General features: G+C 69.1%; 23 protein-coding genes. 15 read left to right on the top strand and 8 right to left on the bottom strand.

What is annotated here, in order from left to right:
* Positions 1 to 295: 295 nt before the first annotated feature.
* Complete coding sequence (locus NPA30_RS00185) at positions 296 to 1,096, bottom strand: alpha/beta hydrolase (RefSeq protein ID WP_256800287.1); 801 nt, start codon at positions 1,094 to 1,096, stop codon at positions 296 to 298.
* Between the two features lie 189 nt (positions 1,097 to 1,285).
* Here NPA30_RS00185 and infC point away from each other — a divergent pair, with 189 nt between their 5' ends.
* The 8 genes from infC to NPA30_RS00145 all read left to right on the top strand — a co-directional run bounded on the left by infC (position 1,286) and on the right by NPA30_RS00145 (position 6,362).
* Positions 1,286 to 1,822, top strand: a complete 537-nt coding sequence (gene infC / locus NPA30_RS00180) for a translation initiation factor IF-3 (RefSeq protein ID WP_256801513.1) — start codon at positions 1,286 to 1,288, stop codon at positions 1,820 to 1,822.
* 242 nt (positions 1,823 to 2,064) lie between these two features.
* The gene (gene rpmI / locus NPA30_RS00175) at positions 2,065 to 2,265 is read left to right on the top strand and encodes a 50S ribosomal protein L35 (RefSeq protein ID WP_256800286.1); all 201 of its coding nucleotides are present in this window, start codon (positions 2,065 to 2,067) and stop codon (positions 2,263 to 2,265) included.
* A gap of 30 nt (positions 2,266 to 2,295) precedes the next feature.
* Positions 2,296 to 2,718 (top strand): 50S ribosomal protein L20, encoded by a 423-nt coding sequence (gene rplT / locus NPA30_RS00170; RefSeq protein ID WP_256800285.1) that lies wholly within the window; start codon positions 2,296 to 2,298, stop codon positions 2,716 to 2,718.
* Between the two features lie 228 nt (positions 2,719 to 2,946).
* Complete coding sequence (locus tag NPA30_RS00165; RefSeq protein ID WP_256800284.1) at positions 2,947 to 3,291, top strand: ArsR/SmtB family transcription factor; 345 nt, start codon at positions 2,947 to 2,949, stop codon at positions 3,289 to 3,291.
* Positions 3,288 to 4,004 (top strand): aquaporin, encoded by a 717-nt coding sequence (locus NPA30_RS00160; RefSeq protein ID WP_256800283.1) that lies wholly within the window; start codon positions 3,288 to 3,290, stop codon positions 4,002 to 4,004. The genes NPA30_RS00165 and NPA30_RS00160 overlap by 4 nt, the downstream gene beginning before the upstream one ends.
* Positions 4,005 to 4,018: 14 nt before the next feature.
* Positions 4,019 to 4,426 (top strand): arsenate reductase (glutaredoxin), encoded by a 408-nt coding sequence (arsC, locus tag NPA30_RS00155; protein ID WP_256800282.1) that lies wholly within the window; start codon positions 4,019 to 4,021, stop codon positions 4,424 to 4,426.
* Positions 4,426 to 5,166 carry an arsenical resistance protein ArsH gene (gene arsH / locus NPA30_RS00150; RefSeq protein ID WP_372338748.1) on the top strand — a complete coding sequence of 247 codons (741 nt, stop codon included), beginning with the start codon at positions 4,426 to 4,428 and terminating at the stop codon, positions 5,164 to 5,166. Before arsC ends, arsH begins: the two co-directional genes overlap by 1 nt.
* Positions 5,167 to 5,207: 41 nt before the next feature.
* Complete coding sequence (locus NPA30_RS00145) at positions 5,208 to 6,362, top strand: MFS transporter (protein WP_256801512.1); 1,155 nt, start codon at positions 5,208 to 5,210, stop codon at positions 6,360 to 6,362.
* Between the two features lie 21 nt (positions 6,363 to 6,383).
* On the opposite strand, the gene NPA30_RS00140 is transcribed toward NPA30_RS00145, so the two are convergent.
* Entirely contained in the window at positions 6,384 to 9,725 is a 3,342-nt protein-coding gene (locus tag NPA30_RS00140) for a flagellin N-terminal helical domain-containing protein (RefSeq protein WP_256800280.1), read from the bottom strand.
* Positions 9,726 to 10,083: 358 nt separating this feature from the next.
* On the opposite strand from NPA30_RS00140, the gene NPA30_RS00135 reads away from it, so the two are divergent.
* Genes NPA30_RS00135 through NPA30_RS00125 form a run of 3 tightly spaced genes read left to right on the top strand, consistent with a single transcriptional unit; the run spans position 10,084 to position 12,727 of the window.
* Entirely contained in the window at positions 10,084 to 11,607 is a 1,524-nt protein-coding gene (locus NPA30_RS00135; RefSeq protein ID WP_306228725.1) for a pilus assembly protein TadG-related protein, read from the top strand.
* A gap of 5 nt (positions 11,608 to 11,612) precedes the next feature.
* Positions 11,613 to 12,170 (top strand): TadE/TadG family type IV pilus assembly protein, encoded by a 558-nt coding sequence (locus NPA30_RS00130; RefSeq protein WP_256800277.1) that lies wholly within the window; start codon positions 11,613 to 11,615, stop codon positions 12,168 to 12,170.
* Entirely contained in the window at positions 12,167 to 12,727 is a 561-nt protein-coding gene (locus NPA30_RS00125; RefSeq protein WP_256800275.1) for a TadE/TadG family type IV pilus assembly protein, read from the top strand. Before NPA30_RS00130 ends, NPA30_RS00125 begins: the two co-directional genes overlap by 4 nt.
* Before the next feature lie 152 nt (positions 12,728 to 12,879).
* Here the strand turns inward: NPA30_RS00125 and NPA30_RS00120 are convergent, their stop codons facing one another.
* Positions 12,880 to 13,503 carry a TetR/AcrR family transcriptional regulator gene (locus NPA30_RS00120; protein ID WP_256800273.1) on the bottom strand — a complete coding sequence of 208 codons (624 nt, stop codon included), beginning with the start codon at positions 13,501 to 13,503 and terminating at the stop codon, positions 12,880 to 12,882.
* 219 nt (positions 13,504 to 13,722) lie between these two features.
* Here NPA30_RS00120 and NPA30_RS00115 point away from each other — a divergent pair, with 219 nt between their 5' ends.
* The 4 genes from NPA30_RS00115 to NPA30_RS00100 are packed head-to-tail and all read left to right on the top strand — an operon-like array spanning position 13,723 to position 17,640.
* Positions 13,723 to 14,193 (top strand): (2Fe-2S)-binding protein, encoded by a 471-nt coding sequence (locus NPA30_RS00115; RefSeq protein WP_256800271.1) that lies wholly within the window; start codon positions 13,723 to 13,725, stop codon positions 14,191 to 14,193.
* Positions 14,190 to 15,173 carry an FAD binding domain-containing protein gene (locus tag NPA30_RS00110; RefSeq protein WP_256800269.1) on the top strand — a complete coding sequence of 328 codons (984 nt, stop codon included), beginning with the start codon at positions 14,190 to 14,192 and terminating at the stop codon, positions 15,171 to 15,173. Before NPA30_RS00115 ends, NPA30_RS00110 begins: the two co-directional genes overlap by 4 nt.
* A complete protein-coding gene (locus NPA30_RS00105) occupies positions 15,170 to 17,461 on the top strand; it encodes a xanthine dehydrogenase family protein molybdopterin-binding subunit (protein ID WP_256800268.1) in 2,292 nt (763 codons plus the stop codon). The genes NPA30_RS00110 and NPA30_RS00105 overlap by 4 nt, the downstream gene beginning before the upstream one ends.
* 53 nt (positions 17,462 to 17,514) lie before the next feature.
* Entirely contained in the window at positions 17,515 to 17,640 is a 126-nt protein-coding gene (locus tag NPA30_RS00100; RefSeq protein ID WP_256800267.1) for a hypothetical protein, read from the top strand.
* 87 nt (positions 17,641 to 17,727) lie between these two features.
* Here the strand turns inward: NPA30_RS00100 and NPA30_RS00095 are convergent, their stop codons facing one another.
* The 5 genes from NPA30_RS00095 to NPA30_RS00075 form a co-directional block, all read right to left on the bottom strand.
* Positions 17,728 to 18,576, bottom strand: coding sequence for a transporter substrate-binding domain-containing protein (locus NPA30_RS00095; protein ID WP_256800266.1), 849 nt, complete (start codon positions 18,574 to 18,576; stop codon positions 17,728 to 17,730).
* A gap of 52 nt (positions 18,577 to 18,628) precedes the next feature.
* A complete protein-coding gene (locus NPA30_RS00090; RefSeq protein WP_256800265.1) occupies positions 18,629 to 19,411 on the bottom strand; it encodes an ABC transporter ATP-binding protein in 783 nt (260 codons plus the stop codon).
* The gene (locus tag NPA30_RS00085) at positions 19,408 to 20,142 is read right to left on the bottom strand and encodes an ABC transporter permease (RefSeq protein WP_256800264.1); all 735 of its coding nucleotides are present in this window, start codon (positions 20,140 to 20,142) and stop codon (positions 19,408 to 19,410) included. Before NPA30_RS00085 ends, NPA30_RS00090 begins: the two co-directional genes overlap by 4 nt.
* Positions 20,139 to 20,864, bottom strand: coding sequence for an ABC transporter permease (locus tag NPA30_RS00080; protein WP_256800262.1), 726 nt, complete (start codon positions 20,862 to 20,864; stop codon positions 20,139 to 20,141). Before NPA30_RS00080 ends, NPA30_RS00085 begins: the two co-directional genes overlap by 4 nt.
* 79 nt (positions 20,865 to 20,943) lie before the next feature.
* Positions 20,944 to 22,377: a M20 family metallopeptidase gene (locus NPA30_RS00075; RefSeq protein WP_256800260.1), complete on the bottom strand. Its 1,434-nt coding sequence runs from the start codon at positions 22,375 to 22,377 to the stop codon at positions 20,944 to 20,946.
* Positions 22,378 to 22,465 lie beyond the last annotated feature (88 nt).

Raw genomic sequence — 22,465 nt, 5'->3', positions numbered from 1 at the left:
CGCCCCGGATTTTTCTTTTTTATCCTTCTCCGATGGTGGGGGCGGACTTGAAAACTGTCAATGCACTCCCAGAGGCAGTGCCTACACAACGAACAGCTTGGCTCAAGTTTCTCGATCTTGCCAGATGCAAGACAGCAACGCCGAGGTGCAAAGCGGTCACCCGGCGCTCACGAGCCGGCTGATTCTCTCGGCAAATCCATAGGTTTCAGGGGTCTATCGAGTTGTGTCGCAGCGCGGCAACAGCCGGATGGCAAATCGATGACAGCATGGAACCAACTGCGGCAAGGCTCGAGCCTCAGCCGTTCCGAGCTGCACTCACAAGTCCGTCGAGAGCCTGCTCCATGCGCAAAAGGTCGGCCTCGCGCGACAGGCGATGGTCGCCGTCCCGCACCAGCGTCAGGATCACGCCGTCGGACGGCAGGTGCGACACCAGCTCGAGCGCGTGGCTGTAGGGCACGTCCGGATCGGCCATGCCCTGGATGATGTGCACCGGGCAGCCGGTCTCGATCGTGCCTTGCATCACCGCGTTCGCACGCCCGTCCTCGAACAGCGCGCGGGTGTAGACGTTCGGCTCGTCCGAGTAGCCGGAAGGCTCGGCGATGAATCCCTCTGCGGCGAGCGCCCGGCGCTGCGCCGCAGTGAGTTGCGGCTCCATCAGCCGGCTGGTGAAGTCGGGCGCGGGCGCGAGAAGCAGGAGGCCGCGGACCGCCGAGGCGCCCGCCGCACGGCGGCGCTGGATCAGCCGCAGGGCGATCCAGGCGCCCATCGAGGAGCCGACCAGGATCACCGGCCCGTCGACGGCCTCGGCCAGCACCGCCTCGGCATCCTCCACCCAGTGCGAGATCGTCCCGTCCTCGAAGCGGCCGCCCGACTCGCCGTGGCCGGAATAGTCGAACCGGCAGGCGGCGAGCCCGCGCGCGGCGGCGAAGGCGACGAGACGCTCCGCCTTGGTGCCGCGCATGTCCGAGCGATAGCCGCCGAGCCAGACGAGGGTCGGCCCCTCGCCCGCGAGGCTGCGATACGCGATGGGCCGCGCATCGGCGCCGACACCGACCTCAAGAAAACGGGTTGCGCTTTCGGCACTGATCTCGGTCATCCTGCAATCCTTGCGGTTCTTCGCGAAAAGCGGTCCGGGGGCGGTGAAAAGCCCTCGCGGGAATGCTATATCAACACACGGAGACATCGCTTCGGCCATCGAGGTCGCACCGCCGGGACGCCGGCCGTCGAATCTGGCCGGCCCTGTAATCCAGAACCAAGCGCGTCGTCTACAGAGGAGACAACGACCATTCGCAGACCATTCCGTGCACCGCCGGTGCAGAAGACCGGGCCAAATTCCAATCGCGACATCCGCGTGCCGGTCATCCAGCTGATCGACTCCGAGGGGCAGAACCGCGGCCAGGTACCGACCGCAGACGCGCTCGCCATGGCCGAAGAGGCCGGCCTCGACCTCGTCGAGATCGTGCCGAACGCCAATCCCCCCGTGTGCAAGATCCTCGATCTCGGCAAACTCAAATACGAGAAGCAGAAGAAGGACGCCGAAGCACGCAAGCGCACCAAGACCATCGAGATCAAGGAGATCAAGATGCGTCCGAACATCGACGACCACGACTATGAGACGAAGATGAAGGCCGTGCGCCGCTTCTTCGAAGAGGGCGACAAGGTGAAGGTCACCCTGCGCTTCCGTGGCCGCGAGATGGCGCACCAGGAGCTCGGCATGCAGCTTCTGAACCGCGTGCGCGAGGAGACGGCCGAGATCTCCAAGGTCGAGGCCGAGCCGAAGCTCGAGGGCCGGCAGATGATGATGGTGCTCTCGCCGCGCTGAACGTCGCCTGCCCGTCGTGCCGCGCGCCGCCACCCGGCGCGTGACCTCCGTCTCGCCGCGCCCGAAGGATTGCATCGGGCGCCGTGGGCCGCTATAAGCCCGCCCGTTGTATGGAGCCGTCCGGCAGGGCATGCCGTGTCGGTTCACAATGCTGTCGCGACCTCCCCGACCTCGTGGATGTGGCCAGCCCGGCTCGCGCCGGACGGCCGCGGCGTCGCGATCCTTCTGACAAGGAGAGCAAAATGCCCAAGATGAAGACCAAATCGAGCGCCAAGAAGCGCTTCAGGTTCACCGCCACCGGCAAGGTCAAGGCGCAGCCCGCGGGCAAGCGCCACGGCATGATCAAGCGGTCGAACGACTTCATTCGCGACGCGCGCGGGACGATGATCCTGTCGCCGGCCGACGAGAAGATCGTCAAGATCTACATGCCCTACAACCGCTGAGCGGACACTGAAGCTTAAAGGAGCTCGATCATGGCACGAGTGAAGCGCGGCGTAACCGCCCACGCCAAGCACAAGAAGGTTCTGGAGCAGGCCAAGGGCTTCCGGGGCCGCCGCAAGAACACCATCCGCACCGCCAAGGCCGCCGTCGACCGCGCCAAGCAGTACGCGACCCGCGATCGCCGCACGCGCAAGCGCAACTTCCGCGCCCTGTGGATCCAGCGCATCAATGCCGGCGTGCGCGAGCACGGCCTGACCTATGGCCGCTTCATCGACGGCCTGATCAAGGCCGGCATCGAGGTCGACCGCAAGGTGCTGTCGGACATCGCGATCCATGAGCCGGAGGCCTTCGCGGCGCTCTGCGCCGAGGCGAAGACTGCGCTGGCCTACCTGAAGGACACCGGCTTCGCCAACGAGTACGAGCGCGCCACGGGCGAGGCCCGCGCCGCCGCCTGAGGCCGACGCCTCTTCGTATCCGAGATCGAAGGCCCGTGCCGCGAGAGCGGCGCGGGCCTTTTTCGCGTCGAGGTCTGTCTGGGGCCCGCCCGCCGGCCGCGAGAGCGACCGCTCCCGGCTCGTCATGCGTCGATGCGCGGGACCGCAGTCTCGCAGACGACGCACCGGCTCCTGCTTCCGCACCGACCGGGCTTGCAGCGGACGAGTTATGTCGATAACTCTCGACATATGGACACATCTGAAGCGATCGACATCTTCTCCGCGCTGGCACAGCCGACGCGCCTCGACGCCTTCCGGCTGCTCGTCCGGCACGAGCCGTTGGGCCTGGCGGCGGGCGAGCTCGCGCGCCGCCTGGACGTCCCGCACAACACCCTCTCCTCGCATCTGTCGATCCTCGCTCGCACCGGGCTCGTGCGGGCCGAGCGCCAGAGCCGGTCGGTGATCTACCGGGCCGACCCGGAGCAGGCGCGGGCCATCGCGAGCTTTCTCCTGGAGAACTGCTGCGGCGGCGACGCCGACTCCTGCCCTCCACTCGACATCCGTGACCGTCCCCCTCCCGGGAATCCGGCATGAGCGCCTTCTCCCCCGCCCGACGCGTCGCCGCCGAATTTCTCGGCACCGCCCTCCTCGTGGCGGCTGTCGTCGGCTCCGGCATCATGGCCGACCGGCTGACTGCCGACGGGGCGATCGCGCTGCTCGGCAATGCGCTGGCGACCGGCGCAATCGTCGTCTGCCTGATCACCGTGTTCGGCCCGATCTCGGGCGCCCATTTCAATCCGGCGGTGACCCTCGTCGTTCTCGGCCGCGGCTCGATCTCGGCTCGGATGGCCGGCGCCTATCTCGGCGCGCAGGTCGTCGGCGGCGTGGCCGGCACGCTGCTCGCGCACGCCATGTTCGAGCTGTCGCTCGTCCAGCTTTCCACGACGATCCGCACCGGCGGCGCGCAGTGGCTGGCGGAGGCGGTGGCGACGTTCGGCCTTCTCGCCGTCATCCTCGGCGGCATCCGTTTCAACCCGGTGGCGATTCCCTGGCTGGTCGGCCTCTACATCACCGCCGCCTACTGGTGGACGGCCTCGACGTCCTTCGCCAACCCGGCGGTCGCGCTGGCCCGCTCGTTGACGGACACCTTCTCGGGCATCCGCCCCGCCGACGTGCCCGGCTTCGTCCTGGCCGAGCTCGCCGGCGCGACAGCCGCTGCGACGCTCTTCGGCTGGCTGCTCGCACCCGATCGCAGCGGCCTGCGCCAGGCGCTGCCAGCGCCGGCGGCAGACACGTCCACGGCTTGAAAAAAGGCAGAAGAATGCCCGTCACGATCTATCACAACCCCGCCTGCGGCACCTCCCGCAACACGCTGGCGATGATCCGCGCCTCCGGCGAGAAGCCTGATGTGATCGAGTATCTGAAGACGCCGCCGAGCCGCGAGACGCTTGTCGGGCTTCTAGCCCGCATGGGCATGGCACCGCGCGCCCTGCTGCGCCGCAAGGGCACGCCCTATGAGGAGCTCGGCCTCGACGATCCGGCGCTGACCGACGACCAGCTGCTCGACGCGATGACGGCTCACCCGATCCTGATCAACCGGCCGATCGTCGTCACCGACAAGGGCGTGCGGCTGTGCCGTCCCTCCGAGGCCGTGCTCGACCTCCTCGACGCGCCCGTCGCCGCCTTCACGAAGGAGGACGGGCAGATGGTGAGCCCGAGCCGGCCATGATGGATGAAAGACCGGCCGCGCCACCGGCCGAAGAGGACCTGCCGGCGGCCGATCCCGCACAGTTGCACGCGATTGACGCGTCGAAGCTTGCCGGCACCGACGCGCCCCAGCATCCGCCGCGCATCCTGCTGCTCTACGGCTCGCTGAGGGCGCGCTCCTACTCGCGCCTCGCCGCCGAGGAGGCCGGCCGCTTGCTCCGCCGCTTCGGCTGCGAGACGCGCTTCTTCGATCCGCATGGCCTGCCGCTGCCGGACGGCGCGCCGGCCGATCACCCGAAGGTTGCCGAGCTTCGCGATCTCGCGACCTGGGCCGAGGGCATGGTCTGGTCGTCGCCCGAGCGGCACGGGGCGATGACCGCGGTGATGAAGGCGCAGATCGACTGGCTGCCGCTTGCGCTCGGCGGCATCCGCCCGACCCAGGGCAAGACGCTGGCGCTGATCGAGGTCTCCGGCGGCTCGCAGAGCTTCAATGCGCTGAACCAGATGCGCGTCCTCGGCCGCTGGATGCGGATGGTCACGATCCCGAACCAATCCTCCGTCGCGAAGGCCTTCAACGAGTTCGACGAAGCCGGCCGGATGCGGCGCTCGTCCTATTACGCGCGCATCGTCGACGTGTGCGAGGAACTGGTGAAGTTCACGCACCTGGTGCGCGGCCGCTCGGCCTACCTGACCGACCGCTATTCCGAGCGGGTCGAAAGCGCCGAGGCGCTCGCCCGACGGGTCTCCCAGGACGCATCGTGAGCACGATCGGCGCGCCGCAACGGCCGGCGCCGCGCGGCCTGATGCCGGGGCTCGGGATCGTCCAGATCTTCGCCTGGGGCTCCAGCTACTACCTGCCGGCGGTCCTGTCCGCCTCGATCGCGGACGACACCGGTTGGCCGCTCGCCTGGGTCGTCGGTGGCCTCTCCGTCGGACTCCTCGCCTCCGGCCTCCTCGCCCCGGCGGTCGGCGCCCGGATCAAGCGGCATGGCGGGCGCCCGGTGATGGCGGCGGGCGCACTCGGCCTGGCGGCGGGTCTCGTCGCGCTGGCCCTCGCCCCGACCCTGCCGCTCTTCTATCTCGCCTGGCTGCTCCTCGGCTGCGGCATGAGCGCGAGCCTCTACGACGCCGCCTTCTCCACCCTCGGCGGCATCTACGGCGCCGAGAGCCGTCCCGCCATCGGCCGGCTGACCCTCTTCGGCGGCTTTGCCAGCACCGTCTGCTGGCCGCTCAGTTCGCTGCTTGCCGCCCATCTCGGCTGGCGCGGCGCCTGCATCGCCTATGCCGTCATCCAGCTGCTCGTCGCGCTGCCGCTGATCCTTTTCGCGCTGCCGCGCCAGGCAAGGCCGGGGGGCGCTGCCGGTCAACGAGCGAAGCCCCTGCCGGACAGGCGCTTCACCGGGCCGCTGCGCCGCGCCTTCCTGCTGATGTCGCTCATCGTGCCGATCGGCGGCGTCGTCGCCTCGCTGATGTCGGTCTACCTGATCGCCCTGCTCGAGGCGCGGGGCGTGTCGCACGCGCTCGCCGTCAGCTTCGGCACGCTGATCGGTCCGGCTCAGGTCGGTGCACGGATCATCGAGCTCTCCTTCGGCACGCGCTACCACCCGATCTGGACGCTCGCCGCCGCGTCCGCGCTCGTCGCCTGCGGCGTGTCGCTGCTGGCGGCCGGTCCCTTCGTGGCGGCGGTCGCGCTCGTCCTCTTCGGTGCCGGCAACGGCATCTGGTCGATCGCCCGCGGCACCCTGCCGCTCGCGCTGTTCGGTCCCGACCTCTATCCGCCCGTCATGGGGCGGCTGGCGCTGCCGTCCTTCCTTGCGTCGGCGGCGACGCCGGCGCTCGGTGGCGTGATCGTCGGCAGCCTCGGAGCCGCCGGCATCTTCGCCGTCCAGATCGTCCTCGCTCTCGTCAATCTCGGGCTGATCGCGCTCCTCTGGCGCGCCGCAAGATCGGTCGAGTGACGAACGCCTCGGCTTGCGGCCTTAGTCCGGCTCCGTCCCGTTCGACGGGCCGGCGGCGTCCTTCGGCGTGACGACCGATGGCTCGAAGAGCTTCAGCACATTGGCATTGGTGGCGTTCAGGATCTGAAGCGCGTTGAGCGCCAGCTGCTGCTTGGCCTGCAGCGCCGTCACGCGCGCCTGCTCGGCGTTGAGATCGGCCATCGTCAGCCTGTCGGCCGCGCCGCTCAGCATCGCCTGGAGGCCGGCAAGAAAGTCGGTCTGGTCGTCGATGCGCGCCTGCGCGGCCGTCAGCAGCCGGCCCGCCGTCATGACGTCGGCAAGTCGCTGTCGCACGCCGGCCGACAGGGCGTCGAGGAACAGGTTGCGCTCGCCCCCGTCGAGATCGGTGAAGAAGGTCCCGGTGAGGTCGATCTGATCGAGCGAGAGATCGCTGCCGGTGAACCGGATGGTGCCGGAAGACAGGTTGCTGACCGCCGGCGTTCCGCCGCCGGCCACGACGATCGCGAGCCGCTTGCCCCGGTAGGCGGTGCTGACGCCGGTGACACCGGCATCGGCGAGCGCCCGGTCGAAGACCTTGGCGAGTTGCGCGGCGGTCTCGATCCGGCCGCTGCCGGCGACGTAGCCGTCCTCGCCGGCGAGCGCTGCGTCCACCGTCGCCTCGTCGATCACCACATGCTTGGTCGCGCCTCCGTTCGCCGCGACGTCGAAGGCGATCGTCGCGTGGCCCTCGACGGCGATCGGAGCGGTGAAATCGGCGCCCGTCAGGAAGACGCGCGAGGCGGCGCCGGCATGGGCGGTCACGTTGGTCAGCGCGATGCTGCCCGCGCCCGCCGCATCCCGCGTGAAGGTGAGGCGGCCGCCGCTCTGGCCGACGGTCACGCCCGCGATGCCGGCCTGCGCCAGCGCCTCCTGCACCACGGCCGCATAGCTCGCCGCGTCGGCGATCCGACCGCTGCCGGCGACGTAGCCGCTTCGTCCGGCCAAGGCCGCGTCGATCACCGATTTGTCGATCGTGACGGCCTTGGCGGCCCCGCCGTCGAGCCCAAGGTCGAAGGTCAGGGAGGCGCCGTCCTCGATCGTCATAGGGCCGGAAAAGGCACTGCCTGCCGTCGTGACCGCCCGGGTCGCCACGGCATTCGTCGAGACGTTGCCGAAGCCGACGCTGCCTGTGCCGGCCACCGTGCGGGTGAGGGTGATCCGCTGCCCGCTCGCCGCCGCCGTGACGCCGGTGACGCCCGCCGCGACGAGCCCGGCATTCACCACTTGAGCGAGCCGGCCGGCGGAGGAGATGACGCCGTCGGTGCCGAGGACCGACTGGACGAGGTCGTGGGTCAGCGCAACGCGCGTCGTGGCGCCGTCGACGGTGACGTCGAAATCGAGCTCGGCATTCGGTGCGATGGTGATCGGGCCGGAAAAGTTCGAGCCGGTTGTCACCGAGGCGGCGACGTCGGTGGCGGTGGCGGTGACGCCGCCGAGGCCGAGGGTCCCGCTGGTCGCGTTCCAGCCTGTCTTGGTGAAGACCAGGCGGTTGCCGCTCGCGACCACGGACACGTTGCGCACATTGGCGTCCGACAGCGCCTGCTGGACGACCAGCGCATAGGCGGCGGTCGAGGCGATGACGCCACTTCCCGGCGTATAGCCCCCTCGGCCCGCCAGCGCGTCGTCGACGGTGTCCCTGTCGATGCGGATTGCCGTCGCGCTGCCGTCGATGAGGAGGTTGAACCCGATCGCGGCGCCGTCCTCGATCGTGATCGGCCCGCCGAATCCCGAGCCGGTGGTCACGCTCGCGGCGACTGCGGCATTGCCGGTGGCCGACCCTGTGGCAAAGCCCGGATTGGCCGCGACGACGCCGTTGCCGTTCGAGGCAGCCACGCTGATGACGGCGATGTCGCCGTTGGCGACCTTGGTGTAGACGAGGACGTGGTTCGTGCCGTCCTCGAGCCCCGCACCATAGGAGCCGCCGTAGCCGGCCGACGCGATGGCGCCGTTGATCGCCGAGGCAAGGCTGGCCTCGTTGGTGACCCCCGTCAGCAGGACGGTGACGTCGACCAGTTCGATGCGGTTGGAGGCGTCGCGGCCGGCGATGCGCAGCTGCAACCGGTCGCTCTGATCGATCTGGCTGAGATCCGGGCTGCGCGAGATCTGGGCTGTGACCCCCCTGCCGCCGATGGTGGCGTTCGGCGATGAGTTCCAGGAGTATTGGGTCGAGAGATTGAGGGTCGATGTGGTCTTGTCGTCGCCGTCCAGCATCGTCACGCCGGTGACGCTGAGGCTCTGCGCGGCTCCGGTCGAGACGCTCGAGATGCTGATCGTGTTGTCGGCCGCGACCCTGGCGGTCAGCTGGCCGTTGCCATAGGCGGTGTCGAGGGCCCGCTGCAGTTCGCTCTGCAGCGTCGCCGCGCTGCTGACGTTGCGCATGTAGACGTTGAGGGTGCGGCTGACGCCGTTGTAGGTCGTCTGCATCTGCGCGGTGTCGCCGGACAGATAGCCGAGGCCGTTCGCCGTGCCGACGACGGCCGTGGCGGGCGTCGCCGCGGCCCCGGCCACGGCGCTCGCCGAACCGGAGAGACCCGCCGTCGACGGCGGCTGCCGGTCGATGGCGCCGCTCACCGAAGGCGTGCCGGAGAGGCCGGCGGTGGAGGGCACGACGGCGTCGAGGCCCGCCGCCGCGCTCGCCGTACCGCCGAGCCCGGCGAGCGAGGGGCCGACGCCGCTGTTGGGCGTCGTCTCGCTCGGCACGCCAGAGAGGAAATCGAGGCTCGGCGCCGGATCGATCAGGCCGTTCAGCCCCGACAGGTCGAGGCCGCGCTGCAGGAGGCCGCTCGCTGCGCTGCCGCTGTCGTAGAGCGCGATCTGGGACCGGTCGATGCCGACCGGCGCGATTTCGGGCGTCGACCCGCCGACATCGCTGAAGGGCCAGAACTCACGGGATGCGTAGCCGCTGGCGTCGCTGTCGGTGCGCAGGAGATTGTTGCCGAGGTGGACCGCGCCGCTCGACAGCATCCGCAGCCTGTCGCGCAAGGTGTCAAGGCTCGACTGAACAGCAGCGAGGTCGGCGCCTGGAGCCTGCGCGGCCGTCAGCTGCGCCCCGATCTCGCCAAGGACCTTCTGCACCGGGCCGAGTTGCGCCTGCGCGGAGACGATCAGCGCCGTGGTCGCATCGAACCGATCCTGCAGATAGCCGAAATACTCCGCTTTCGACCGAAGGCCGAGGGCGCTCGACCAGCTCCTCACGCCATCGGCCGGTCGCTCGACCTTCAGACCGGTCGTCAGACGATGGCGGGCGGCGGCGGCGCTTGTGCGCGAGTGTTGAAGCAGCTGGAGTGCGGCTCTCGCGCTGACGGACGGCACGGCCGTGTTCATGACGTCTCCCACGGCAAGCCGCAGCTCGCCGACGTCGGTCGCGAAGCAAAGGCCGGCATATCATTCGCCTGGCAGATAAGCGGGCGGATCTGAACCGCACCTTGCCCAACCTTAACGGATCTGAATCAAGCTTTAACGTGTGATCCGCAGGAGCCGGCTTTGCAGAGCCCTCGACCGCAACGCAAAATATTTGCGACACACACCCGGCCGCGCAGCAACTGCAAGGACAAGCCCGGCAAGTCGCCGACTTCTCGCCGGCGGCGAGCCTTCTCGGAAAGCCTACAACCTCAGATCGTCCCGGCATCCTCTTGCCGCTCCTTCGTGGCAAGAAGACATTTACCAAAGCTGCACATGCTTCATGCAGCCTTGCGAACATCACAGCGAATTAACCGTGCCCCTTTATGACCAGAGAGCACAGACGTGGGCGGGTTGGTTGATGCTCAGGCGATATATCAGAAGCCGAAGCGGCAACTTCGCGATCATCAGCAGCATCCTGATGGTGCCCCTGATCTTCTCGGTCGGTGCGGCGATCGATCTGGCGCGCCAGTATACGGCCCACTCCCACCTCCAGGATCTCGCCGACGACACCGCGCTTGCCCTCGCGGCGTCGAACCAGACCGACCTCGGCGCGCTGCAGGCGATGGCGGCGCGGTATGTCGGTGCGAACGAAGCGGCCAATTCGGTCAGGAACGTCGCGCTGACGAGCCTCGACGTCACCGACAAGCAGGTGCAGATCGGCCTGCACGGCGACATGCCGACCGCCTTCATGTCGCTCGCCCATTATCCGACGCTCGACGTCGACGTGAACGCGGTGGCGGTCCGTCAGAACGCGTCCGTCGAGGTCGCGCTGGTGCTCGACAACACCTGGTCCATGTCCAAGCAGATCAACGGCCAGAGCAAGCTCGACATTCTCAAGGACTCGGCCAGGGACCTCGTTGGTTCCGTGCTCATCGACGGAGCCTCCAACGTCAAGGTCGCGCTCGTTCCCTACGCGGACTACGTCAATATCGGCCTGCAGTACCGCGGCGCCTCCTGGCTGAACCTGCCGGCGGACGGCGAGCGTCCGAGCAGCGAGGTCTGCGAGATGATCGACGGCAGGCAGGCCTGCCACGCCAACGCGCCGACCTACAGCTGCACCACGATGATCGACGGCGTCGTTACCCCCTCGACCTGCGGCGGCCAATGCACGGACGTGGAATACATCCAGTACGACACCCCGCAGGAGGTCTGCCACCAGATCCCGGCGGTCAAGTGGTTCGGCTGCGTCGGCTCGCGCATCCAGGGCAACGACCGCCTCAACGACTCGGCACCCTATTCGCCCTACCCGGCAATGGTGGCCACCGGCCAGCAGTGTCCGAACCCGCTGGTGCCGCTGACCCAGGACAAGTCGAAGCTGCTCGATGCGGTCGACAGCATGATCATCAGCATCGGCGGCTACAAACCCGACACCTACATTCCGGCCGGGCTGATCTGGGGCCTCAATGCCCTGTCGCCGTCCGAACCTCTCTCCGAAGGCAAGGCGTACGATGCGGCGAACAAGGATCCGCACAAGATCCTCGTTCTGATGACGGACGGCGACAACACCATGCAGTTCGACGGCACCGACGGCACCCACGACAAGATCGATCTCGAGGCGCCAGGGGCCGCCACACGCGTGGCTCAGACCAATGCCGACACGGCACAGATCTGCAGCTACATCAAATCGAAGGGCATCGAGATCTACACGGTGACCTTCCTCGTCGACAACGCTGCCGCACACAACCTCCTCGACGGCTGCGCCACCGACAGCGCGCATTACTACGATGCGTCCGACCGCGAGGCGCTGCACTCCGCCTTCAACAAGATCGCCTTCGACATCTCGCGCGTCCGCCTGGCGCAATGAGACCCTTGCGCGACAGTCCCTCTCAAGGACGCGGCGCGGGCGTGCCGCCGCGCGCCAGCGGTCGGATGCGCCGCTTCGGGCGGGACCGCGCCGGCGTCACCGCGATCGAGTTCGCGATCCTCGCCGTCCCGTTCCTGATGATCGTCTTCGCGACGCTTGAGACGGCGGCGGCGTTTCTTGCCGAGCTCACCCTGGACCATGCGGTTCAGCGTGTGTCGCGTCTGGTGCGGGTCGGCGAGATCCGGAGCGGTGACGAGGCTAAGTTCAAGTCGGCGCTGTGCGCCAATGCCAAGCTGCTGCTCAGTTGCGACGATATCAAATACGACCTGCGCAGTTACCCGAGCTTTGGCGACATACCGACGGCTGCACCGGTCAGCGACGGAACGCTCGCCTCCGGCGGTTTCGGCTTCGAGCCGGGCGGCGCCGAGGCGGTCACGGCCCTGCGGGTCTACTACGAGTGGCCGATCTTCACCGACCTCATCCGACGCTACATCGCCAATACGGCGGACGGCGCGTATCTCCTGTCGAGCGTCAGCGTCTTCAAGACCGAGCCCTACGAATGATGCTCCGCCACGGCTCCCTGCCGCGCCGCCGGCGAACTTTCCTGCGCGACCGGTCCGCCGTCGGGGCCGTCGAGTTCGCGATCGTCGCGCCGCTCCTCCTGCTCCTCTACATGGGCGTCGTCGAAACGACGCTGGCCGTCACCGCGCATCGCAAGGTGCAGCACTCGGCGGCGGCCATGGCCGACCTCGTCACCCTCCAGCCGGAGGTGACGCCGGCAATGATCGAAGACTTCTACAAGGCCGCTGCCGCCATCATCCAGCCGAACGAGACCTCCGGCTTCAGTGTCAGGATTTCCGGCATCGAGATCGATGCGGCCGGCCAGGCAACCGTCGCATGGTCCTGGACCCATCAGGCGGCGGCTCCGACGAAGGGCAGCGCGGTCGAGCTGCCCGACGACCTCAAGCCGTTCCGCAGCCGCTTCCTGATCTATGCGCAGACGAGCTACCCGTACAAGCCGCTCGGCCTCCTCGGCTTCCAGACGCCGATCCCGATGACTGGCAGCAGCTATTACAGCATCCGCGGCGCCAGCGCCGTCGAATGCCCCGCCTGCAGCTGACCGACCTCGCCCGCACGCACCGGACGGACGCGTGACCCGCAAGGCCATCCCGTCCTGATCCAGCCACGGCGAAGAGGCACGCCATGGGCGCGACGTAAGGCGGTATCGTTTCGATCGAACCGGAAGCGGACGGCCGTGCGTCGCGCGACCGATCAGGCCGAGGGCGCCGGTGCGCCCCAGCGCAGCCCGCCCATGACCAGCGAGACGAGGCGGCGCGAGCGCTCGCGCCAGTCCGGCGTGTCCGGCGCCTTGAAGATCCCGGAGATCGCCTGCAGCACGTCGGCACTGTCGAGGTCGCTGCGGATGGAACCCTCGGCGATCGCGGCCTGCATCAGCTTGTCGAGCGAGTCCGTCATGAAGCCGGAAAACTCGCTGAAGAACTTCGGATTGGCGCTGGCGATCAGGTGCAGGCTGTCCATCATGCCGCGCTTGGCCGCCGCGTAATCCAGCAGCCTCAGCAGCCATGCCTCCAGCGCGGCGACCGGCGCCCGATCGCTCAGGAACCCATCGGCGGCGTCCGAAAGCGCCTTCACCTCGCGCGCATAGACCACCTCGACCAGCCGCTCGCGGGTCGGGAAATGCCGATAAAGCGTGCCAATGCCGACATCGGCACGGCGGGCAATGTCCTCGAGCGACGTGCCGACCCCGTGCTCGGCGAACGCGGTACCCGCGACGGCGATCAGCCGGTCGCGGTTGCGGCGCGCATCGGCGCGCAGCGGCCGCTCCCGCCGCTGCGTCCCGGCTTCCGCCGCCAGATCTGCGCCGCCTTCGTCCAAAATCCGCGCGCTCCCTCGGCACCGGCCTTGCCAGCCGGATGGAATGGGTCTAAATCATAACCGGAGGCGCCCTCCGCTTTCAAGCGGGCCCCGCCTTTTACCGCTTATCCCACCGCCTGCCGCGGTTGTCACGGTTTCGAGGAACGAGGCGTCGCGCCACACAGGCACATGGTCACGCCCCACCCGAATCACAAGCCGCCGGAGCACGGAATTCATCTGATGACAGACACCATAAAGCTCGACATCAACGGCAAGGCCTTCACGCTCGCAGCCGAGCCACGGGTCACGCTGCTCGACGCGCTGCGCGAGCATCTCGGCCTGACCGGCACCAAGAAGGGCTGCGACCAGGGCCAGTGCGGCGCCTGCACCGTCCACCTCGATGGCGAGCGCGTGCTCGCCTGCCTGACCCTCGCCGCGCAGGCCGAGGGCAAGGCGGTCACCACGATCGAGGGCCTCGCCGGAGAGGACGGCACCTTGCACGCCGTGCAGGCGGCCTTCCTCGAGCACGACGCCTTCCAGTGCGGCTACTGCACGCCCGGCCAGATCATGTCGGCCGTCGCCTGCATCAGGGAAGGCCATGCCGGCTCCGACGCCGAGATCCGCGAATACATGAGCGGCAATCTCTGCCGCTGCGGCGCCTATCCCCACATCGTCGCCGCGGTGCGACAGGCCGCGGAGGCCGTACGATGAAGCCCTTCACCTATTCCCGCGCCGCCTCGCTCGACGAATCGCGTACGGCGACCACCGTCGCCGGCGCGGCGCTCCTCGCCGGCGGCACCAGCCTGCTCGACCTCGCCAAGTGCGGCGTCACCGAGCCGGAGCAGGTCGTCGACATCACCCGCCTCGACGGGCTCGACACGATCCAGGCGAGCTCCGAGGGCGCCCGCTTCGGCGCGCTGGCCAGGATGAGCCGCGTTGCGGCCCATGCCGACGTGCTCGCGAACTTCCCGGCCGTCGCCCAGTCGCTGTCGCTCGCCGCCTCGGCGCAGCTGCGCAACATGGCGACGCTCGGCGGCAACCTGATGCAGCGCACGCGCTGCGGCTATTTCCGCGACCCGCGCGCCTTCCCCAACTGCAACAAGCGCAACCCGGGGAGCGGCTGCGCGGCGCTCGGCGGCGTCACCCGCAACCACGCCGTCCTCGGCACCAGCGAGGCCTGCATCGCCAGCTATCCCGGCGATCTCGCCACCGTGCTCGTCGCCTTCGACGCAGTCGTCCATCTCGGCGAGCGGGCCGTGCCGGCGGACGACTTCTTCCTCCTGCCCGGCGACACGCCGGACGTGGAGCATCCGATCCAGCCGGGCGAGGTGATCACCGCGATCAGCATTCCGGGCTCCGCCGCGGCGAAGCGTTCGACCTATCTCAAGGTGCGCGACCGCCAGTCCTACGAGTTCGCCGCGGCGAGTGCGGCGGTGGGCCTCGAACTCGAAGCCGATGGCCGCACCATCCGCGACCTGCGCGTCGCGCTCGGTGGCGTGGCATCCAAGCCCTGGCGCTCCCGCGCGGTGGAAGCGGAGCTGATCGGCAAGTCGCTCACCGAAGAAGCCGTCTGCGCCGCCAGCTGGCGCGCCGTCGACGGTGCCGTCCCGCACGGCGACAACGCCTACAAGATCGAACTTGCGCCGCGCGTCGTCGCGCGCGCCATCCTCTCGCTTGGAGGTCTCGCATGACTCCCCTCGACATGCCCATGAAGCACGGCGATGCCGGCGACGGCGCCAGCATCGGCCAGCGCCTGTCGCGCCACGACGGCAAGCTGAAGATCACCGGCTCGGCCGACTATGCGCTCGAGCGTCAGTTCGAACATGCCGCCTATGCCGTCCTCGTGCCGGCGACCATCGGGGCCGGGCGCGTCGTGTCGGTCGACACGGCCGCGGCGCTCGCCGCCGGCGCGATCCTGGTCCTCACCCCGGAGGACGATCTCGGCCTTGCCCAGGCCACGACCTTCACCGGCCAGCGGCCGGAGGGCGCCTTCCTGCCGCTGCCGCACGAGATCCGCTTCGACGGCCAGTCGGTGGCCCTCGTCGTCGCCGAGAGCCTCGAGGCGGCGACCGAAGCCGCCCGCCGCATCAAGGTCACCTATGAGGCCGCGCCGGTCACCGCGAGTCTCGTGCAGACGCCGGAAGACGCCGGCACGGTCGGCGAGCAGTTCAACGTCGCGTGGGGCGATGCGCAGGCCGCCTATGCCGATGCGCCGGTCAAGATCGAGGCCGATTACCACACGCCGCGCGAATACCATGCGGCGATGGAGCCGCACGGGCTGATCGCCAAGTGGGACGGCGACAGGCTGACCGTCTGGCAGCCGAGCCAGTGGGTCCATGCAATGGCCCGCAACTACTCCGACTGGTTCGGCATCCCGATGGAGGACGTGCGCGTCGTCTCGCCCTATGTCGGCGGCGGCTTCGGCTCCAAGGGCTTCAACTACGGCTGGGAGGCACTCGTCCCCGCGGCCGCGCGCAGGCTCGGACGCCCGGTGAAGCTCGCCCTCTCGCGTCCGCAGAACTTCAACCTCTACGGCGGGCGCGCTTCGACCCGCCAGACGCTGAAGCTCGGCGCGACGAAGGATGGCATGCTGCAGTCGATCCTGCTGACAGGCGCCAGCGAGACCTCCACCTATGGCGTCTGGCCGGAGCAGGTCGGCGCGGCGACGCCGCTGATGTACGGCACGCCGAACTACCGCGGCCAGCAGCGCATCGTGCAGGTCAACACCGTCACGCCCGGCGCCCTGCGCGGCCCCGGCAAGGCGCCGAGCGCCTTCGGCATCGAGAGCGCCATGGACGAGCTCGCCTATGCCGTCGGCGTCGATCCGCTGGAGATCCGGCTGCGCAACCAGCCGGACCACGACCGGATGTCGAACAAGCCCTGGTCCACCCGCCGGCTGCGCGAGGCGCTGACCGAGGGCGCCGCCGCCTTCGGCTGGGACAAGCGCCCGATGGCGCCGCGCTCGATGCGCGACGGGCATCAGCTGATCGGCTGGGGCGTCGCCACCGGCACCTTCCCGGTGATCCGCAACTACGGCGAGGCCGAGATTCGCGTCACCGCCGAAGGCCGCGTCGAGGTGGTCAGCGGGGCGACCGACATCGGCCAGGGCACCTACACGGTGCTCGCGCAGACCGCCGCCGACGCCTTCGGCGTGCCGGTGGACGAGGTCTCGGTTCGCCTGGGCGACTCCTCGCTGCCAGGCTCCCCGGTCGCCGGCGGCTCCAAGCTCGCGGGCGTCATGACCGGCGCCGTCCACAAGGCGGCGACCGCGGCCCGCGAGGAGCTGATCGGCCTCGCGCTGACCCATCCGGACTCGCCGTTCCACGGCATCGAGGCCAACACGCTGGAGCTGAAGGGCGGCCGGCTGACCCCGCCGCGCGCCGACGCGCCGAACGTGACGGTCGCCGAGCTGTTGCGCGCGATCGGCCGCGACGGGCTGACGGTGCGCCGCGACACACTGCCGGAGGACATGCAGTCGCCCGAGGAGCGCAAGCGCGCCTGGACGACGATGACCACCGCACAGGGCCCGACGGTCGGCGACTACTCGCAGCACTCCTGGTGCGCGCATTTCGCCGAGGTTCGGGTCGACGAGGACTTCGGCACGGTCCGCGTGTCACGCATCGTCTCGGCCTTCGACTGCGGCCTGCTCTACAACCCGAAGCTCGTCGAGAGCCAGTGGCAGGGCGGCATCATCATGGGCATCGGCATGGCGCTCTTCGAGGAGGGCCTCGTCGACGCCCGCAATGGCCGCGTCGTCAACAACAATCTCGGCGACTACCTCGTGCCGACCAATGCGGACGTGCCGGAGATCCAGGTGATCTCGGTCGGCATCCCCGACACCAATGCCTCCCTGCTTGGCGGCAAGGGTGTCGGCGAGGTCGGCATCGTCGGCGTCGCGCCGGCGATCGCCAACGCGGTGTTCCACGCGACCGGCAAGCGGGTGCGCGATCTGCCGATCACCCTGGAGAAGCTGATCTGAGGAAGCTGACGCCCCGGCCCGGAAACCTCGTGCACGGTATCCCGGATGATCCCGTGCGCGCCACCGTCGGCCAGATGACCGGCGCAGCGGAGGCCTCGGCCTTCCACAACGCGCTCGACATGCAGCATCGCGGCAGCCGCAGGGCCGCCGCGACCTTGAAGACCCTTCGGGTCCGCTGAAACGAAAGAAGCCCGCCGGCGCCTCACGACGCCGGCGGGCTTCCTGCATCTAAGAAGCACGTCCGGTGAATGCCGGATCGCTCTCGCTCAGTAGACGGTGACGTCGAAGCCGAACCACTTCTCCGACAGCGACTTGATGGTGCCGTCGTCCTTGGCCGCCGCGATCGCCTTGTCGAACATCGCCTTGAGGTCGGTGTCCTCCTTGCGCAGGCCCATCGAGGAGCCCTTGCCGAGCATGCCGCCCTGGAAGCGCGGCCCGACCGGCTCCATGCCCTCGTTGCCGTTCTCCTTCGCCGCCGTCGTGACATAGGCCATCGAGGCCATGATCGCATCGACGCGGCCCGACATCAGGTCGAGGTCGTGCTCCTGCGTCTTGCCATATTCGCGAATCTCGGCGACGTCGGCGAAGTACTTCTGCAGGAAGCCTTCGGCGATCGACGAGGACTGGACGCCGATCACCTTGCCCTTGAAGGCCGGCTTGATCTCCTCGATCGCCTTCTCGCTCTCCTCGGGCTTGGAGCCCAGCGCGAACACCTCGCCGGACAGCGGCAGCTTGGCAAGGTCGCTGTCCTTCAGGACGGCGAAGGTCTGGCCGGTGGAGCCGTAGGGCTCGGAGAAAGCGATCACCTCCTCGCGCTTGGCCGTCGCCGACATGCCGGACATGATGGCGTCGAACTTGCCGGCCTGCAGCGCCGGGATGATGCCGTCCCAGCTCTGCACCACCCACTCGCACTTCACCTCCATGCGCTTGCACAGGTCGGCGGCCAGATCGATCTCGAAGCCTTCGAGGGTGCCGTCGGCCTTGGTGGCGTTCCACGGCGGGAAGGCGCCCTCGGTGCCGAGCTTCACGGTCTGCCAGTCCTTGGCCTCGGCGACGCCGGCCAGGAGGCTCGTCGCCGTCAGCGCGACGGCCGCGAGCTTCATCAGAGTCTTCATGCACCCTCTCCTTCTGTTGTTCTGTCGGTCCTGGTCGTACCCGTTCCGCCGGTCAGCCGGCGATGAACCTCTGGAAGCGCTCCGAGCCGCCGCCGCCGAACAGCGCGTCCGGCGCGCCCTCCGCCTCGATCAGCCCCTGGTGGAGGAAGACGACGCGGTTCGAGACGTCGCGCGCAAAGCCCATCTCGTGCGTCACCACCAGCATCGTGCGGCCCTCTTCGGCGAGGCCGCGCATCACCCGCAGCACCTCGCCCACGAGCTCGGGATCGAGCGCCGAGGTCGGCTCGTCGAACAGCATCAGCGCCGGGCGCTGCGCCAGCGCCCGTGCGATCGCCGCCCGCTGCTGCTGGCCGCCCGACAGATGCGCCGGATAGTGGTCGCGCTTGTCGGCGATGCCGACCTTTTCGAGCAGGCCCAGCGCCTCCTCGACGCATTCGCGCTTCGGGCGTCCCTGCACGTGGATCGGCGCCTCGACGACGTTCTCGAGCACCGTCTTGTGGGACCAGAGGTTGAAGCTCTGGAACACCATGCCGACCCGCGAGCGGATGCGATCGACCTGCCGGCGGTCGGCCGGTCGGCTCTCGCCGTTGCGCCCCCGCACGAGCGCGATGGTCTCGCCGCCGACCGTCACCGTGCCGGAGGTCGGCACCTCGAGCATGTTGATGCAGCGCAGCATCGTCGACTTGCCGGAGCCGGAGGCGCCGAGGATGGAGACGACCTCGCCCTCGCGCGCTTCGAGCGAGATGCCCTTCAGCACCTCCAGCGCGCCGAAGCGCTTGTGCAGGTCGGTGAGCCGCACGGCAGCGGCCGTCCCGGTCGAAGGAAGGCCGGTCACGCGCGGTCTCCGATGAGGGCATCCGACGGCAGCACCACCCCGTCCGGCCGGGCGCGCAGATGCGGCGTCAGCCAGTGCTCCGCGAGGAGGATGATGCGGGTCAGGACGAAGTTGATGACGAGGTAGATCGCGCCGGCGACGACGAAGACCTCGATCACCCGGTAGGTGTCCGAGATCATCTTGGCGGCGAGGCCGGTGATCTCCATGAGGGTGATGATCGAGGCGAGCGAGGTCGCCTTCACCATCAGGATCAGCTCGGTGCCGTAGGCCGGCAGCGCCTGGCGGATGGCCAGCGGCAGCACGATCCGGCGAAACAACAGCAGGCCCGACATGCCGCAGGCTCGGGCCGCCTCCAGCTGGCCCTGCGGAACCGAGAGCAGCCCGCCGCGCACCACCTCGCTCGCATAGGCGCCGGTGTTGAGCGACAGCGCGATGATCGCGCACCAGAAGGGCTCGCGCAGGATCGGCCAGGCGAACGAGTGCCGCACCTCCGGAAACTGGCTGAGCCCGTAATAGATGATGAAGATCTGCACGAGCAGCGGCGTGCCGCGGAAGACGAAGACGTAGCCGCGCGCCAGCCAGTCGAGCGGCAGGATGCCGGAGAGTCGCATCCCGGCGAGCGCGAAGGCGAACACGGCGCCGATCCCGGTCGAGAGGAACGCGAGCGTCAGCGTCAGCGGCACGCCCGGCAGCAGCCGCTGCAGCGCCTCGATGAAGAAGTCGAGGCTCATGCCGGCCGCCTCGCGACGCCGCGGCGGTAATGCATCTCGGCCCGGCGGAAGCCGAAGCCCGAGATCGAGGTGATGGCGAGGTAGAGGAGGCCGGCCGCGGCGTAGAAGTAGAAGGGCTCGCGGGTCGAACCCGCGCCGACCTGGCTCTGCCGCAGGAGCTCGACCGTGCCGGTCACCGAGACCAGCGCCGACTCCTTCAGGACGATCTGCCAGACATTGCCGAGGCCCGGCAGCGCATGGCGCAGCACCAGCGGCGCGATGATCCGGCGGAAGCGCAGCAAGGGCCGCATGCCGCAGGCGACCGCCGCCTCGATCTCGCCCGGTTGCACCGCCCGGTAGGCGCCGCGAAAGACCTCGGTGTGCTGCGCGCCCGACACGACGCCGATCGCGAGCGCGCCGGCGGCAAAGCCCGGCAGGCCGATGAAGCCCTCGCTGCCGAACAGCCGGCCGGCGGCCGTCAGCACCGAGCTGCCGCCGAAATAGAAGAGGTAGATGACGAGGAGGTCGGGAATGCCGCGCAGCACCGTGGTGTAGACGTCGGCGACGATGCGCGCGAGCCGGTTGCCGGCGATCTTGGCGAGCGCGGCGACCGCGCCGAAGACGGCGCCGATGGCAAAGCCGCAGACCGCGACGGCGAGCGTCATCAGGGCGCCGAAGAGCATCGCCGCGCCCCAGCCGCCGGGTCCGAAGCTCATCAGCTCGAAGAAGCCCGGCTGGTTCATGGAGAAACGAGTCCAGCGCAGGCAGCGGACACCGGCGCGACCGGGCGCCTGTGGCGAAGGGCAGTGGCGCCGCCCCGCATCACCGCGCGGCGTCCGCGGACGCGACCGGCAGCTCCGGCTCGACGTCGTCGGGGATCGGATTGACGAAGGGCCGGCCCTCGCGGCGCGCGGCGAAATCGGCCTTCGCCGCGGCGATCTCGGCCGGATCGGCGAAGAGCGCCGCCGCCGTCGCGGCCATCACCTTTGCGGCGTGTTCCATGCCCTTGTGCGCCGCCGGCGCCTTGCCCTGCGCGACGAGTTGCCAGGAGTGGCCGGGCGTGCCGATCGCATAGGTCGCGCCGCGCATCTGCACGGTCGGCACCACCCAGGACACCGTCCCGACGTCGGTGGAGCCGACATGCGTGCCGTCGCCGCTCTCCGGTGGAAAGATCGCGTCGCAGAGCGCAATGTCCGTTCGCGGCTTGAGGCCGAAGCGGGCGAAGGCCGACTTGATGTCCTCCGGCGTCAGAGTCGCCTGGATCTGCCGTGCGAAGGCCTCGTCCTCGGCATCGAACACCGGCGGTCCGAGCCGTTCCAGCTCGCGGTGCATCAGCTGCTCGAGCGGGGTGTTGCCGACGAGATTGGCGTCGCCCGAGACGATGCGGCTCGTCACCGTCGTGCCGGTCATCAGCGCCGCGCCCCTGGCGACGTCCTGCACGCGGGCGAGCAGCTGGTGCAGCTCGTCGAGCTCGCGCGCCCGGATCAGGTAGCGCACGCTCGCCTTCGCCTGCACCACGTTCGGCGCGACGCCGCCGGTGTCGATGACCGCGTAGTGGATGCGCGCGGAGGACGGCATGTGCTCGCGCATGTAGTTGACGCCGACGCTCATCAGTTCGACCGCGTCGAGGGCAGAGCGGCCGAGTTCGGGCGACGCCGCCGCGTGCGACGCGCGGCCCTTGAAGTCGAAGATCACCTCGTTGCAGGCGAGCGAGATCGGGTTGTTGACCCCGGCGAACGGCGCCGGATGCCAGGAGATCGCGACGTCGACGTCGTCGAAGACGCCGGCGCGCACCATGAAACCCTTGGCCGAGCCGCCCTCTTCCGCCGGGCAGCCGTAGTAGCGCACCCGGCCGGGCAGGCCATTGGAGGCAAGCCAGTTCTTCACCGCCGTCGCGGCGAGCAGCGAGCCGGAGCCGAGGAGATTGTGGCCGCAGCCATGGCCGTTGGCCGAGCCGTCCATCGGTCGCTGCTCGGCGATTCCCGCCGCCTGACTGAGGCCCGGCAACGCGTCGTATTCGCCGAGGATGGCGATCACCGGACCGCCCTCGCCCGCCTCGCCCGCCACCGCCGTCGGCAGGCCCGCGATCCCCGCCTCGGCCCGGAACCCCTGCGCCCTCAACATCGCAAGATGTTCGGCGGAGGAGCGGACCTCTGCGTAGTTCAGCTCCGGCATCCCCCAGATCCGGTCGGAAAGTTCGACGAACGCCTGCCGCTTGGCGTCCACCTGCGTCCAGATCTCGGCTTCGTTTCTCATCGGTCCCCACGGATGGATGCGGCCACGCGTGGCGGCGCATCTTCTGCATCTGAATTGGCGCCAATCAAATGCACGCTTTGTCAGGTTG

The organism is Mangrovibrevibacter kandeliae (assembly GCF_024519155.1).
Taxonomy (GTDB): Bacteria; Pseudomonadota; Alphaproteobacteria; order Rhizobiales; family Rhizobiaceae; genus Mangrovibrevibacter; species Mangrovibrevibacter kandeliae.
Note: the sequence above shows the minus strand (reverse complement) of the source record. Positions and strands in the feature narration are given on the sequence as shown.

Coding starts and splice junctions, on each gene's coding strand:
- NPA30_RS00185 (WP_256800287.1), bottom strand. CDS start 1,096: ATGACCGAGATCAGTGCCGAAAGCGCAACCCGTTTTCTTGAGGTCGGT.
- rpmI (WP_256800286.1), top strand. CDS start 2,065: ATGCCCAAGATGAAGACCAAATCGAGCGCCAAGAAGCGCTTCAGGTTC.
- rplT (WP_256800285.1), top strand. CDS start 2,296: ATGGCACGAGTGAAGCGCGGCGTAACCGCCCACGCCAAGCACAAGAAG.
- NPA30_RS00165 (WP_256800284.1), top strand. CDS start 2,947: ATGGACACATCTGAAGCGATCGACATCTTCTCCGCGCTGGCACAGCCG.
- NPA30_RS00160 (WP_256800283.1), top strand. CDS start 3,288: ATGAGCGCCTTCTCCCCCGCCCGACGCGTCGCCGCCGAATTTCTCGGC.
- arsC (WP_256800282.1), top strand. CDS start 4,019: ATGCCCGTCACGATCTATCACAACCCCGCCTGCGGCACCTCCCGCAAC.
- arsH (WP_372338748.1), top strand. CDS start 4,426: ATGGATGAAAGACCGGCCGCGCCACCGGCCGAAGAGGACCTGCCGGCG.
- NPA30_RS00145 (WP_256801512.1), top strand. CDS start 5,208: ATGCCGGGGCTCGGGATCGTCCAGATCTTCGCCTGGGGCTCCAGCTAC.
- NPA30_RS00140 (WP_256800280.1), bottom strand. CDS start 9,725: ATGAACACGGCCGTGCCGTCCGTCAGCGCGAGAGCCGCACTCCAGCTG.
- NPA30_RS00135 (WP_306228725.1), top strand. CDS start 10,084: ATGCAGCCTTGCGAACATCACAGCGAATTAACCGTGCCCCTTTATGAC.
- NPA30_RS00125 (WP_256800275.1), top strand. CDS start 12,167: ATGATGCTCCGCCACGGCTCCCTGCCGCGCCGCCGGCGAACTTTCCTG.
- NPA30_RS00115 (WP_256800271.1), top strand. CDS start 13,723: ATGACAGACACCATAAAGCTCGACATCAACGGCAAGGCCTTCACGCTC.
- NPA30_RS00110 (WP_256800269.1), top strand. CDS start 14,190: ATGAAGCCCTTCACCTATTCCCGCGCCGCCTCGCTCGACGAATCGCGT.
- NPA30_RS00105 (WP_256800268.1), top strand. CDS start 15,170: ATGACTCCCCTCGACATGCCCATGAAGCACGGCGATGCCGGCGACGGC.
- NPA30_RS00095 (WP_256800266.1), bottom strand. CDS start 18,576: ATGAAGACTCTGATGAAGCTCGCGGCCGTCGCGCTGACGGCGACGAGC.
- NPA30_RS00085 (WP_256800264.1), bottom strand. CDS start 20,142: ATGAGCCTCGACTTCTTCATCGAGGCGCTGCAGCGGCTGCTGCCGGGC.
- NPA30_RS00080 (WP_256800262.1), bottom strand. CDS start 20,864: ATGAACCAGCCGGGCTTCTTCGAGCTGATGAGCTTCGGACCCGGCGGC.
- NPA30_RS00075 (WP_256800260.1), bottom strand. CDS start 22,377: ATGAGAAACGAAGCCGAGATCTGGACGCAGGTGGACGCCAAGCGGCAG.